Here is a 12,389-nt window from a genome sequence, read left to right as displayed (position 1 = left end):
GGATCGACAGCAGGAGCGGCAGCAGGAGCGGCGGGATCAGCAGCCGGATCGTCCGGATCGCGGGCCGCAGGAGCGGCCGACCCCCGGACGGCCCGCGCCCGAGCGCCAGCAGGCTCCGGATCGCGATCAGGCCCCGCCGCCCCAGGGACGCCCTGCGCCCGAGCGTCCGCCGGCGCCGCAGCAGCGCCAGGCACCGGACCGGGACCGCCCCGGCCCGGATGACCAGCCGAACCGTCCCGCGCAGCGCGACGCGGCTCCCGACCGATCCGTGCCGGATCGCGGTGCTCCGGGCCAGCGTCCGGGCGGTCCGGGTGCGCCCGGCGAGCGGCCCCAGCCGCCGAACGCGCCCCCCGGCGCACCCGGTCGGCCGGCCCAGCGCCTCGACGCGCAGCCCGAGAACCGCCAGCCAGAGAACCGCCAGCCAGAGAACCGCGCCCAGCCGAACGGCGGTCCCGGCGCCGAGCCCGGCCGGCCGCAGGCGCCCAACGCGGCCCCGGGCGTTCCGGGGCGGCCGTTCCAGCCGCAGGGGGCCCAGCCCGATGGACGGGCGCCGGCCCAGCCCAACGGCGCCCCCGCGGCGGAGCCCGCGCGGCCAGTGCCGCCCAACATGGCCCCCGGGATCCCGGGACGGCCATTCGTGCCGCCGGGCCAGGCGCCCGCTCCCGGACAGGCCCCGCCGCCCGGCGCACCGCAGCCCGGGATGGCGCCGGGCCAGCCGCCCGCGGGCGGTCCGGGCGGTCCGACCGACCCGAGCGCCTTCAACCGGCCGGGACAGCCGGGCTACGTGCCCGGCGGCTTCCGCCAGAACGACGCCGTGCGCGACTTCGAGCAGGTCCGCACCGACCGCCGCGAGTTCCGGGAGGACGGCCGGACCTATTACCGGGAGCCGGGCCGCATCATCGTGCAGGACCGCGACGGCTACCTGATCCGACACGACGAGAACGAGCGCTTCCGCACCCTGGACCCGCGCGGCTACAGGTTCGAGCGGCGGGGCGCCGACTTCTACAGCTACGTCGACCGGCCCGGCGGCGAGCAGATCGTCACCGTCACGAACGACGACGGGCGGATGCTGCGCCGCTACCTCCGCTATCGCGACGGTCGCGAGCTCATCCTGATCGATAACAGCTATGCCGGCCCGCTCCGCCCGATCTACGAGGACGTGGTGGTGCTGCCGCCCCCGGAGATCCGCATCCCGCGGGACCGCTACGTCGTGGATTACGCCCAGGCCGACGAGGCGGAGGTCTACGAGGCGCTGACGGCGCCGCCGGTGGTGCAGGTCGATCGCCGGTACACGCTCGATCAGATCCGCTACAGCCCGGACCTCCGCGCCCGGCTGCGCTCGGTCGACATCAACACGATCACCTTCGACACCGGCTCGTTCACCGTCACGCCCGATCAGGCGGCCAAGCTGTCGGGGATCGCCGGCGCGATGAACCGCGCCATCCAGGCCAACCCGCGGGAGGTGTTCCTGATCGAAGGCTTCACCGACGCCGTCGGCTCAGCCCTCGACAACCTGTCCCTGTCGGACCGGCGTGCCCAGGCGGTGGCGACCGTGCTGACCGAGCAGTTCCGCGTGCCGCCGGAGAACCTGACCACCCAGGGCTACGGCGAGCAGTACCTCAAGGTGAACACGCAGGGCCCGTCGCGGGAGAATCGCCGCGTCGTCGTCCAGCGGATCACGCCGCTGCTGCAGCAGGGGCCGGATCAGGGTCAGGGCCAGGCGGCACCGCCGCCGCCGCCTCGGTGAAACGGCCGCCGCGCGGGCATGTCCCGCGCGGCAGTTGACCGTCGAGCCTCCGCGCCTCACCACCGGTTGAGGACAGCGGTGCGGGACGACGATGGACAGCGAGGCGGATGGCGGGCTCATCCGGTCGGGCACACCGGTCTTCCGCCGCACGGCTCTGGCGCTGGCGGCGGCCGGCTTCTCGACCTTCGCGGTGCTCTACGCGGTCCAGCCGCTCCTGCCGATCTATGCGGACGATTTCGGCGTCTCGCCGGCCGCGAGCAGCCTCGCCCTGTCGCTGCCCTGCGGGCTGCTGGCGGTGGCGCTGCTGGTCGTCAGCCCGCTCTCGGAGATCTGGGGCCGCAAGCCGGTGATGCTGGCCTCGCTGGTCGCCTCGGCGCTGCTCACGGTCGTGGCCGCCCTGGTCCCCGGCTGGTACGGCTTCCTGGCACTGCGCGCGCTCACGGGGCTGACGGCCAGCGGCCTCCCGGCCGTCGCCATGGCCTATCTCGCCGAGGAGATGGACGCCAAGGCCATCGGCCTGTCGATGGGCCTGCTCGTCGGCGGCAACGCGCTGGGCGGCATGTCGGGCCGCCTGATCAGCGGCGTGATGGCGGATTTCGTGAGCTGGCGCGCCGGGCTCGCGGTGATAGGCGGCCTCGCGCTCGCCGCCGCGCTGGCGTTCTGGCGGTGGCTCCCGCCCTCGCGCCGCTTCGTGCCGCGCCGGCTCGCCTGGGCGGAGGTGCCGGGCAGCTTCACCCACCATTTCCGCGACGCCGGCCTGCCCTGGCTCTTCGCCGAGGCGTTCCTGCTGATGGGCGGCTTCGTCTGCATCTACAATTACATCGGCTTCCGCCTGCTCGAGCCGCCCTACGCGCTGAGCCAGGCGGTGATCGGACTGATCTTCTCCGTCTACCTCGCCGGCATGGTCAGCAGCCCGGTCACCGGCGAGCTGGCGAGCCGCTTCGGCCGCCGCCGCGTCCTCTGGGTCGCCACGGCCGTCGGCCTGGCGGGCATCGTGATGACGCTCTCGGATCACCTGCTGCTGATCCTCGCCGGCATCGTGGTGACGACGGTGGGCTTCTTCGGCGCCCACGCGGTCGCGAGCAGCTGGGTCGGGCGGCGGGCCCTGCGCGACCGGGCCCAGGCCTCGGCGATCTATCTCGGCCTCTACTATCTGGGCTCGTCGGTCCTGGGGACCGCGGGCGGCTGGTTCTTCGCCCATTCCGGGTGGAACGGCGTGGTTCTGTTCGTGGGCGGGCTGTACGGTCTGGCGCTGACGATCGCCCTGCGGCTGTCCCGCCTGCCGCCGCTCGCGACCTGAACCGGGAGATCCGCCGATGAACGCCCGCAGCCACACCCGACACGTCGTCGACCAGTTCGGCGCGCAGGCCTCCGCCTACGTGACCAGCGCCGTGCACGCGGCGGGCGCCGACCTCGACCGGATCGGCGAGCGGGTCCGCGCGCGGCCCGGCCTGCGGGTGCTCGACCTCGGCTGCGGCGGCGGCCACGTCGCCTTCGCGGCGGCGGCGGCCGGGGCCTGCGTCACGGCCTACGACCTGTCGGCCGAGATGCTGGCGGCGGTCGCCGCCGAGGCGTCGCGGCGGGGGCTCGACCGGATCGAGACCCGGCAGGGCGGCGCGGAGGCCCTGCCGTTCCCGGACGCGCGTTTCGACGCGGTCCTGACCCGCTACAGCGCCCACCACTGGCGCGACGTGCCTGCGGCCCTGGCGGAGGCGCGGCGGGTGCTGAAGCCGGACGGATTCCTCGTCGTCAGCGACATCGTCGCGCCCGAGGATCCGCTGCTCGACACGCACCTCCAGGCGGTGGAGCTGCTGCGCGACCCCTCGCACGTGCGCGACTACAGGGTCTCGGAATGGCGGGCCCTGCTGGAGGCGGCCGGCTTCGAGCCCGGCGACGCGACGCCGAGCCGGCCGCGCATGGAGTTCGCGAGCTGGATCGCCCGGATGCGGACGCCGGAGACCCACGTCGCGGCGATCCGGGCGCTGCAGGTCGCGGCGCCCGCGGAGGTCGCGGCGCATTTCGGCATCGAGGCCGACGGCAGCTTCCTGCTCGATGCCGCGCTGATCGAGGCGCGCCCGCGACCCGGCCGCTGAACCGCCGCCGAACGGCCTAGGATTACGAACGCCGGCGGGGTTGTCCGGGCCGGGTCACTCAGGCGGCCGCGCCGGAGAGCCGGCGCGCCGCCCGCTCCCGCCCGATCAGCGGCAGCAGGCCGGCGAGGTCCGGCCCGTGCTCGAGGCCGGTCAGCGCGAGCCGGAGCGGCATGAACAGGCCGCGGCCCTTAGCGCCGGTGCGAGTCCGGATCTCGGTCGTCCACGCCTTCCAGGTCTCCGGGCCGAACGGCTCGGGGGGTAGGGTCTCGATGGCGGCCGCGATCACGGCAGGCTCGGTGAGCACCGGCTCGACCGGACCGGTCACGACCCGCCACCACGGCGCCGCCTCCGGGACCCGGCTCAGGTTGGCGCGCACCGCGAGCCAGAAGGCCTCGGCCCGGTCCTCAGGGATCCCGAGATCCGCGAGGCGCGCGGCCGCCTCCCGGTACGGCATGGCGTGGATCAGGCGGGCGTTGAGTCCGTCGAGCTCCGCCGGGTCGAACCGGGCCGGCGCCCGCGAGATCTCCCCGAGATCGACGAGGCCCGCGAGGGCGTCGAGGTCGGGCACCGCCCGGACCGATTCGGCCGAGCCGGTCAGCACCGCCAGCGAGCGCACCGCCGCGGGCTCGTAGCCGGCCTCGCGCAGGCCGCGCAGCGACAGGTGGCCGAGGCGCTTCGACAGGCCCTCCCCGTCGGCGGTCGTCAGCAGGTTGTGGTGGCCGAAGACCGGAACGGCCGCGCCCAGGGCCTCGAAGATCTGCACCTGCACGCCGGTGTTCGTGACGTGGTCCTCGCCGCGGATCACGTGGGTGATGCCGAGATCGGCGTCGTCCACCACCGACGGCAGCGTGTAGAGGTAGCTGCCGTCGGCGCGGATCAGCACCGGATCCGACAGGGACGCGCAGTCGACGTGGGCCGGGCCGCGGACGAGATCGTCCCAGCCGACGGTCCGCGCCTCCAGCAGGAACCGCCAGTGCGGCCGCCGGCCCTCGGCCTCGAGCGCCGCCCGCTCGTCGCCGGTGAGCCGCAGCGCCGCCCGGTCGTAGATCGGCGGTTGGCCGCGCCCGAGCTGGCGCCTGCGGCGGCGCTCCAGCTCCTCCGGGGTCTCGTAGCAGGGGTAGAGCCGGCCCGCTGCGCGCAGGCGGTCGGCGGCGGCGTCGTGCTGCGCCGTGCGGGCGCTCTGCCGGGCGAACAGGTCGGGCACGATGCCGAGCCACGCGAGATCCTCGCCGATCGCCTCGGCGAAGGCCTCGGTGGAGCGCTCCGCGTCGGTATCGTCGAGGCGGAGCAGGAAGCGGCCGCCGGTCCGGCGGGCGAACAGGGCGTTGAGCAGGGCCGGCCGGGCGTTGCCGATATGGAGATACCCGGTCGGCGAGGGTGCGAAGCGGACGAGAGTCATGGTCCGCTCTCTAGCCGATCTCCGCGGGAATGTGCGCGGGACTTCACGATCACACCGGCCCGATGCGCCGACCCGCGGCGGCCCGCTACCCAGGACGCGGGAAACCCGTCAGAAGGGCGCGCGTGGTGCGGGGCGGGATGTGAGCGGCATGGCGACGGATGAGACGGCCGACATCGTGGTGGTCGGCGGCGGGATGGTCGGCCTCGCCAGCGCCATCGCGCTGAGGGATCGCGGGCTCGACGTGGTCCTGCTGGATCCCGGCGAGGCGCGGGCCCGGACCTCCTACGGCAATGCCGGCGTGGTCAGCCGCGGCTCGATCCTGCCGATGTCGAGCCCGGCCCTGTGGGGCAAGCTCCCGGCCTACCTGCGCAACGCCGATCGCGGCCTGAGGCTGCACTACGCGCATCTCCCGCGAATCATGCCCTACACGGCGCATTTCCTCGCGGCCGCCCGCGCATCCCGCTGGCGCCGCGCGGCCGCGGCGCTGCTGCCGCTGACCAGCGCCGCCTATCCGGCCCACGAGCGGCTGGCGGCCCGGGCCGGCACCGGCGACCGGCTGCAGCGGACGGGCTGGATCAAGGCCTACCGCACCGAGGCGGCCTTCGCGGCCGCCGCCCTGGAGCGCGAGATCCTGGCCGCGCACGGGGTCGCGTTCGACATCCTCGACAGGGCGGCGCTGCAGGCCGTCGAGCCGGCGCTGGTGCGGCCCTACGCGCGGGCCATGCTGCTCACCGAGACGGGATCGGTGCGGGAGCCCGGCCGGCTGATCGAGGCGTGCGAGGCCCTGTTCACCGGCCTCGGCGGCCGCCGCCTGCGCGGCAGCGTCGCCCGGTTGGAGCCCGAGGCCGGTGGCTGGCGCGTCGATCACGACGGCGGCGCCGTGCGGGGCCGGCAGGTCGTCCTCGCGGCCGGCGCCGCCTCCGGGGCGATCGCCCGGACTCTCGGCTACCGCTTCGCGGTGGCGGCCGAGCGCGGCTACCATCGCCACTACGCCCTGCATCCGGACAGCCCGCCGCTGACCCGGCCTGTCCTCGACACCGGCGCGGGCTCGATCCTGTCGCCGATGGGCGAGCACCGGGTCCGTGTCCTGTCCGGTGTCGAACTCAACGCCCGCGCCGCCGCCCCCGACCACACGCAGATCGAGGCGGCGTCCCGCGAGGCGGCCGGCACCCTGCGGCTCGGCGGGCCGCTGGACAACGCGCCGTGGCTCGGCTCCCGCCCGTCGACGCCCGACGGGATGCCGGTGATCGGCCGCGCCCCGCGGCACGACGGCCTGCTCTTCGCCTTCGGCCACGGTCATATCGGCCTGTCCACCGGCCCGATCACCGGCGAGATCGTCGCCGACCTCGCCACCGGCCGGAACCCGGCGGTGCCGGTCGCGGCCTTCGCGCCGGAACGGCTCCTGCGCTGGCCGCGGCTGCTCTGAGGGCGTCCGCGATCAGCGCCAGTCGTAGGGGTTGTAGGGCTCGAGCGCGGCCTCGACCTTCCGCAGGAAGTCCGGCTGGCGCTGCAGATCGGCCTCCCGAGCGAGCGCCCGGAGGAACGCCTGGGGCCCGTGCTCGAGGTCGCGCGTCAGACCGTCGTAGCGGTCGGACGGCTCGACATGGGCGGGGTTGACCGCGACGCGGTAAGCGAGGCCGCAGGTCGGCGGATCGATCCCCAGGCGATAGCAGATCCGCACCCGGGCGAACGGCGCGTCCGGGCGATAATCGACCCGGTAGCCGCCGAGTCGGAAAGCGCCGCCGGTCGCGCGCTCGGCATAGGCCAGCGTGCGCGCCACGGTGGTGAAGCCGGCGGTGCGCCGGTCGCGCACGAGGTCGATCGCCGCCCGCTCCGTCGGCACGAAGGATTGGGCACAGGCGGGGCCGGACACCAGCGCGATCAGGAGTGCGGGGGCGGCGAATCTCATGGCTTCTTCATGCAGACCGCGACGGGCTGGGCATCCTTGGCGGCCTTGGCGGTCATGTCGAGGCAGCCGACCGTGGACACGCCGTCCGTGACGGTCACGGACGGCAGAACCGCCATGCCTCGGCAGTAGGCGCCAATCAATTCCTCGTCACGGCGGCAGGCCACGTCGAGACGCACCTGGCTGTTCAGGGCCGGTCCGGGCGGACCGGCCGGCCCGGCCGGGCCCGGGTCGCCCGCGGGACCGCGAGCCCCCGTCGCGCCGTTGACCCCGGCCGGCCCGGCCGGCCCCGGCGGTCCCCGATCACCCTTCGCACCGGGAGGCCCGGCCGGCCCCGGCTTGGGCGCGTCGCAGGCGGCGAGCGCGAGCGCGAGCGCCGTCGCGCCGACCACGAGCGCGATCAGAGGGGATCTCATGCGGTTCTCCGGCCACGCCTGCGCGCGTGGAAGTGGTGCGCACCGGCGGGGCGTCAACCGCGCATCGCCGACTACCGCGCTCGACACAACCAAAAGTAGCAGGAACTCGATAAGCCTGTTGTAGTCGATCGAATTAAGAGTTTTGCAAAATCTTGGCGTCACATCGAACGCGATGGCTATTTTCGACTGATCTGCTCGCTCATGAACCGTCGAGGACTTTCACACGCGCAGGTCAGAGTTACGTCGGGTTGTCTCCTGAGGCGCCTCGCGCGCGACAGCGGCGGCGCGGCCGCGGTGGAGTTCGCCCTCGTGGCCCTGCCGTTCCTGGCGCTGTGCGGCGCGATCCTCCAGATCGTGTTTCAGATGTGGGCGACGCAAAATTTCGATCGCGCCCTCCAGAACGCGGTCCGGACGATCTTCACCGGCCAGTTCCAGCTCGACACCGCGGGTCAGACCAATCCCGCGACCGTGCTCGCGACCCTCAAGACACGGATGTGCGGACCGAGCAGCAGCCCCGTCCCCACCGTGTTCAACTGTCAGAACGTCAAGATCGACGTCTCGACCTCGAGCAGCTTCGCGAGCGCGACCGCGGCCAAGCCGATCGACACGGCCACAGGCACGTGGAGCACGAGTTTCGGCTCCAACTACAAATGCGCCTCGCCCGGGACGATCGTGATCGTCACGGCGGCGGTGCCGTTCCCGACCTTCTTCAACCTGATGGGCCTGAACACGAAGCAGTTCACCAGCGGGCCCGCGGAGGGATCGAGCCTGCTGACGTCCACCGCGGTGTTCCGCACCGAGCCCTATCAGATCGTCGGAGCGAGCCCGTGCCCGTCCTCGCCGTCCTGACCCGGCGGGCGGCCCGGCTCGGGCAGGATCGGCGGGGCGGCGCGGCGGTCGAGTTCGCCGTCATCCTGCCGATCCTGCTCGCGATCTGGGCCGGGATGACCGAGGTGGGGCACGCCATCGACGAGTGGCGCAAGCTGACCCAGCTCGGCCGGACCGTGGCGGACCTGACGGCGCAGGGCGACACGCAGAACCCGATCAGCCGCACCGTGATGAACGACATCCTCGCCTCCGCCACGGCGGTGATGCGCCCGTTCGACACGTCGAAGGTCAAGATCGTGGTCAGCGCCATGGGCATCGACGCGAAGAACCCGGTCGGTCCCCCGGTGGTCTGCTCCAGCGTCGCCAACGCGAACGGGACCGCGCGGAGCCTGGGATCCGCGGCCGGCCTGACCGTGCCGGACGGCTACCGGATGCCGGGCATGCGGTACGTCCTGGCGGAAGTCAGCATCAGCTACACCCCGATGATCGGGAGCGCCCTGGTGAAGCTCGCCAAGGGCGTGAGCAACACGATCACGTTCACCAGCAGCGCGCCGTGGCCGACCCGCGGCGGCCAGGCCTACGGCACCAGCACCTACACGGAAGTCGTCCTGCCGGACGACGAACACGCGAACTGCGATGGCACGAAGATCGACCGCTAGTCCTGACGACCGCCCCGAGCGGCGCCGCGGCCTCCTGCGCGACCGCGGCGGCAACGTCGCCCTGCTGTTCGCGTTCCTGAGCGTGCCGATGGTGATGATCGGCGGCGCGGCGATCGATTACGGCTTCGCTACGCGGCTGGAGACGAAGCTCCAGACCGCGACCGACGCCACGGCGCTGCTGCTCTGCCAGACGCCGCTGACGACGTCGGAGGCCGAACTCAACACCCTCGCCCAGACGACGATGACCGGCGCCATGGGTGCCGCGAACCTCGTGGTCGACCGGCTGGCGATCACCAGCAGCCCGCGCAAGATCACGCTGACCGCGCACAAGCAGTCCACGACCTTCTTCGGGGGGCTGACCGGCACCCAGCGCATCAACCCGGGCGCCGTCTCGCAATGCGCCACGCCGCTGCCCAAGACCTTCGAGATCGCGCTGGTCCTCGACAACACGGGCTCGATGGCCGCGTCGAGCGGGGGACAGTCGAAGCTTCGGGCCGTCCAGACGGCCGCGACCGATTTCGTCAACTACGTCTACACGAGCCCGGCCTTCTCCAACGCGACCAAGGTCGCGATCGTTCCCTTCGCCGCCGCCGTGGCAGTCGACCCGTCCGCGTACCGCTACGCGAGTTGGATCGATCAGAACGGCCTCTCCAGCTACCACTGGACGAACATCGTCCAGTCGAATCCGGCACCGTTCAAGAACCGCTTCGAGGTCTTCGCGAAGCTGCAGGCGGCGAACCGGAACTGGGGCTGGGCCGGGTGCCTCGAGTCGCTTCCCTACCCGTTCAACGTCCAGGACGGCGCGCCCACGACCAAGGATTCCTTCTACGTGCCGCTGCTCGCGCCCGACGAGCCGGGCGACGGCACGTCGGGCGGCGCGTCCTTCCCGGTCGGCAACCAGAGGTCGACGGCCTACAGCTACAACAGCTATATCGACGACGAGACCGGCCCCGACTGCCGGAACAGCAACACCTACAACACCGCGCTCGGCCAAGCCTGCAAGTACGTGAATCCGAAGGATCCGGCGTCCGGCTCGCCCCTCGGGATCCCGAACGGTCCGAATTTCGGCTGCACCACCCAGCCGCTTCAGCGGCTGACCAACAACACGAACGCGCTGAAGACCCTGATCAACAACATGGCGCCTTCCGGATCGACCAACATCCACGAGGGATTCATGTGGGGCTGGCGCACCCTCTCGCCGAACAGCGTCTTCGCGGACGGTCAACCCTACGCGTCCAGCGCGAACAGCTCGAACGCCACGAACATCAACAAGATCATCATCCTGATGACCGATGGCACGAACAGTTGGGGCACCAATTCGAGCGCGCCGACCGGCTCGCTCTACTTCGCGGCCGGCTATTTCCGGAACGCCAACGGCACGACGCCGAACCCGCGCCTGACGACGGCGTATCAGAACACCAACATCGCCGACGGCAACACCGCGCGGAAGGCGCTCGACGCGCTCACCGCCGAGGCGTGCGCCAACACGAAGGCGGTCAACATCTCGATCTACACGATCGGCTTCAGCGTCCCGACGGATCCGATCGATTCGGCGGGGCAGACGCTGCTGCGGAACTGCGCCTCGTCGCCCGACCAGTTCTACCTCGCCAACTCGTCCGACGACCTGATCAAGGCGTTCAAGTCGATCCAGGCGAGCATCGGCGCGCTGCGGCTCACGCAGTAGTCGCGCCGGGTCGGCCGCCGGATCCGGCACGCGGCCGGATCCGGATCAGTCGTCGCGGTAGACGCGCTCGCGGCGCTCGTGCCGCTCCTGGGCCTCGAGCGACAGGGTCGCGATCGGCCGTGCGTCGAGGCGGCGGAGGGAGATCGGCTCGCCGGTCTCCTCGCAGAACCCGTAGGACCCGTCCTCGATCCGGGCCAGCGCCGCGTCGATCTTGCCGGTCAGCTTGCGCTGGCGGTCCCGGGCCCGCAGCTCGATCGCCCGGTCCGTCTCTGACGACGCGCGGTCGGCGAGGTCGGGATGATTCTCGTTCTCGCTCTGCAGCGCCACCAGCGTATCCTGCGCCTCGCGGAGGATGTCGTTCTTCCAGCTCAGCAGCTTGCGCCGGAAATATTCGCGCTGCCGGTCATTCATGAAGGGCTCGTCGTCGGACGGGACGTAGCCGTCCTCCAGCTGCACCTTCGCCATGCGTCACCCTCGCTGGATGGTAAACCGCCCACCAGGGGATGGCCGGTGTGCGGCGATAACGTGAGGTGCCGTATAGTCGAGGTGCCTCAGCGCCACAACGCACACGGATGCAGGGGCTGTAACTGGCTGTCACTGCATCGCCGCGTGCGGCAAACAGGCCACGGTACAGATGTTTTACGCTGTCATCTGGTCCGCAACCGTACGATCGCCTCGGCGATCTCGGTTGTCAGACTTCGGGCGATCGGCAGCCTGTAGTGGGTCTGGTCGAAGAACTGGTCGGGATCGGCCGCCGCGGGACGGCCGTCGCGCCAGTCGACCACCGTGCTCAGGGTGTGAGTCGCCAGCACGGCGCGCACCTCGGCCCGGCAGGTCGCCTCGGCCCGCGCCCGGGGGCTGCCGGGCCGCGGCTCGCCGCGGGCGTAGACCGGCGGGAAGACCACCACGACCGGGGTCCCCGCCGGGATCCGGGTCAGCTCGGCGCGCAGGCGCGCCGCGATCGGGAACGGGCCGCCGTGACGCGCCTCCGGCTCGGGCCCGACCGGCTTCTCCAGGGCCGCCTTCTTGGCGGGATCGACGCCGAAGCCCTGGCTCAGGTAGTTGCGCTCGTAGTCCCACCAGCCGTCGGCCGCGGCGGTCTTGCGGCGCGGGTTCAGGAGCCAGCCGAGGCGGTTGACCGTCTCCTGGGCGGCCGAGAAGCGGATCAGCCCCCGCAGGTAGGCGGGCCAGTCACCGACGAGCCAGTAGGGAAAGCCGTGCTCGCTCGGGAAGGCGGGGTCGTCGGCGCACCAGAACGCGTCGGCCGAGAGCACGATCGCGGCGGGGTGGGCATGGTGCTGCAGGTACCAGCCGAGCAGGGCGAACTGCTCGGAAGGGCCGGTGGCCGGCACGGAGAGCTGGAGGAAGGGGATGCCGGTGAGCCGCGTCAGGGCCGCCGGCTCGATGAGCTGGATGTGCGAGTTGCCGATCACCACGCCCGCGTAGGCCGGGTCGCGGCCGCGGACGGCCGAGGCGGTGCGGGGTCCCTGCGGCCGCACCGCGCCCCGGGACAGCAGCGTCGAGCGGCCGGTATCGTAGGGATCGATCAGCACGGCGAGCGCCACGTAGCCCGCGAACAGGGCGACCATCGACAGGAGCAGGGTGCGGGCGAAGCCGCGCCAGTCCCGATCGGTCGTGGGGGGTGCGGGCGCCATCC

At 72.4% G+C, this 12,389-nt stretch carries 12 protein-coding genes; 7 read left to right on the top strand and 5 right to left on the bottom strand.

What is annotated here, in order from left to right:
• The 3 genes from ME121_RS19055 to ME121_RS19045 all read left to right on the top strand — a co-directional run.
• A partial coding sequence (locus tag ME121_RS19055; RefSeq protein ID WP_059409461.1) for an OmpA family protein occupies positions 1-1,747 on the top strand: 1,747 nt, incomplete at its 5' end.
• Between the two features lie 91 nt (positions 1,748-1,838).
• A complete protein-coding gene (locus tag ME121_RS19050) occupies positions 1,839-3,047 on the top strand; it encodes an MFS transporter (protein WP_029359735.1) in 1,209 nt (402 codons plus the stop codon).
• A gap of 16 nt (positions 3,048-3,063) precedes the next feature.
• Complete coding sequence (locus ME121_RS19045) at positions 3,064-3,840, top strand: class I SAM-dependent methyltransferase (RefSeq protein WP_024828022.1); 777 nt, start codon at positions 3,064-3,066, stop codon at positions 3,838-3,840.
• A 58-nt stretch (positions 3,841-3,898) separates the two neighbouring features.
• Here the strand turns inward: ME121_RS19045 and ME121_RS19040 are convergent, their stop codons facing one another.
• Positions 3,899-5,239, bottom strand: a complete 1,341-nt coding sequence (locus ME121_RS19040; RefSeq protein ID WP_059409460.1) for a glutamate--tRNA ligase — start codon at positions 5,237-5,239, stop codon at positions 3,899-3,901.
• A 148-nt stretch (positions 5,240-5,387) separates the two neighbouring features.
• Between ME121_RS19040 and ME121_RS19035 the strand changes: the two genes are divergently transcribed.
• The gene (locus tag ME121_RS19035) at positions 5,388-6,665 is read left to right on the top strand and encodes an NAD(P)/FAD-dependent oxidoreductase (RefSeq protein WP_059409459.1); all 1,278 of its coding nucleotides are present in this window, start codon (positions 5,388-5,390) and stop codon (positions 6,663-6,665) included.
• Between the two features lie 12 nt (positions 6,666-6,677).
• Here the strand turns inward: ME121_RS19035 and ME121_RS19030 are convergent, their stop codons facing one another.
• Positions 6,678-7,148, bottom strand: a complete 471-nt coding sequence (locus ME121_RS19030) for a hypothetical protein (protein ID WP_059409458.1) — start codon at positions 7,146-7,148, stop codon at positions 6,678-6,680.
• Positions 7,145-7,561, bottom strand: coding sequence for a hypothetical protein (locus ME121_RS19025; RefSeq protein ID WP_059409457.1), 417 nt, complete (start codon positions 7,559-7,561; stop codon positions 7,145-7,147). The genes ME121_RS19030 and ME121_RS19025 overlap by 4 nt, the downstream gene beginning before the upstream one ends.
• A gap of 294 nt (positions 7,562-7,855) precedes the next feature.
• On the opposite strand from ME121_RS19025, the gene ME121_RS19020 reads away from it, so the two are divergent.
• The 3 genes from ME121_RS19020 to ME121_RS19010 are packed head-to-tail and all read left to right on the top strand — an operon-like array spanning position 7,856 to position 10,732.
• Positions 7,856-8,410, top strand: coding sequence for a TadE/TadG family type IV pilus assembly protein (locus tag ME121_RS19020; RefSeq protein WP_244633009.1), 555 nt, complete (start codon positions 7,856-7,858; stop codon positions 8,408-8,410).
• Positions 8,389-9,048 carry a TadE/TadG family type IV pilus assembly protein gene (locus ME121_RS19015; protein ID WP_024828027.1) on the top strand — a complete coding sequence of 220 codons (660 nt, stop codon included), beginning with the start codon at positions 8,389-8,391 and terminating at the stop codon, positions 9,046-9,048. Before ME121_RS19020 ends, ME121_RS19015 begins: the two co-directional genes overlap by 22 nt.
• Positions 9,026-10,732, top strand: a complete 1,707-nt coding sequence (locus ME121_RS19010) for a TadE/TadG family type IV pilus assembly protein (RefSeq protein WP_059409455.1) — start codon at positions 9,026-9,028, stop codon at positions 10,730-10,732. The genes ME121_RS19015 and ME121_RS19010 overlap by 23 nt, the downstream gene beginning before the upstream one ends.
• 45 nt (positions 10,733-10,777) lie before the next feature.
• On the opposite strand, the gene dksA is transcribed toward ME121_RS19010, so the two are convergent.
• Together dksA and ME121_RS19000 are read right to left on the bottom strand one after the other, a co-directional pair.
• A complete protein-coding gene (gene dksA / locus ME121_RS19005) occupies positions 10,778-11,197 on the bottom strand; it encodes an RNA polymerase-binding protein DksA (protein WP_012322444.1) in 420 nt (139 codons plus the stop codon).
• Positions 11,198-11,379: 182 nt separating this feature from the next.
• The gene (locus tag ME121_RS19000; RefSeq protein ID WP_059409454.1) at positions 11,380-12,387 is read right to left on the bottom strand and encodes a hypothetical protein; all 1,008 of its coding nucleotides are present in this window, start codon (positions 12,385-12,387) and stop codon (positions 11,380-11,382) included.
• Positions 12,388-12,389: the final 2 nt, after the last annotated feature.

Origin of the sequence: Methylobacterium sp. ME121 (assembly GCF_000974725.1) — a bacterium.
Taxonomy (GTDB): Bacteria; Pseudomonadota; Alphaproteobacteria; order Rhizobiales; family Beijerinckiaceae; genus Methylobacterium; species Methylobacterium radiotolerans.
Note: the sequence above shows the minus strand (reverse complement) of the source record. Positions and strands in the feature narration are given on the sequence as shown.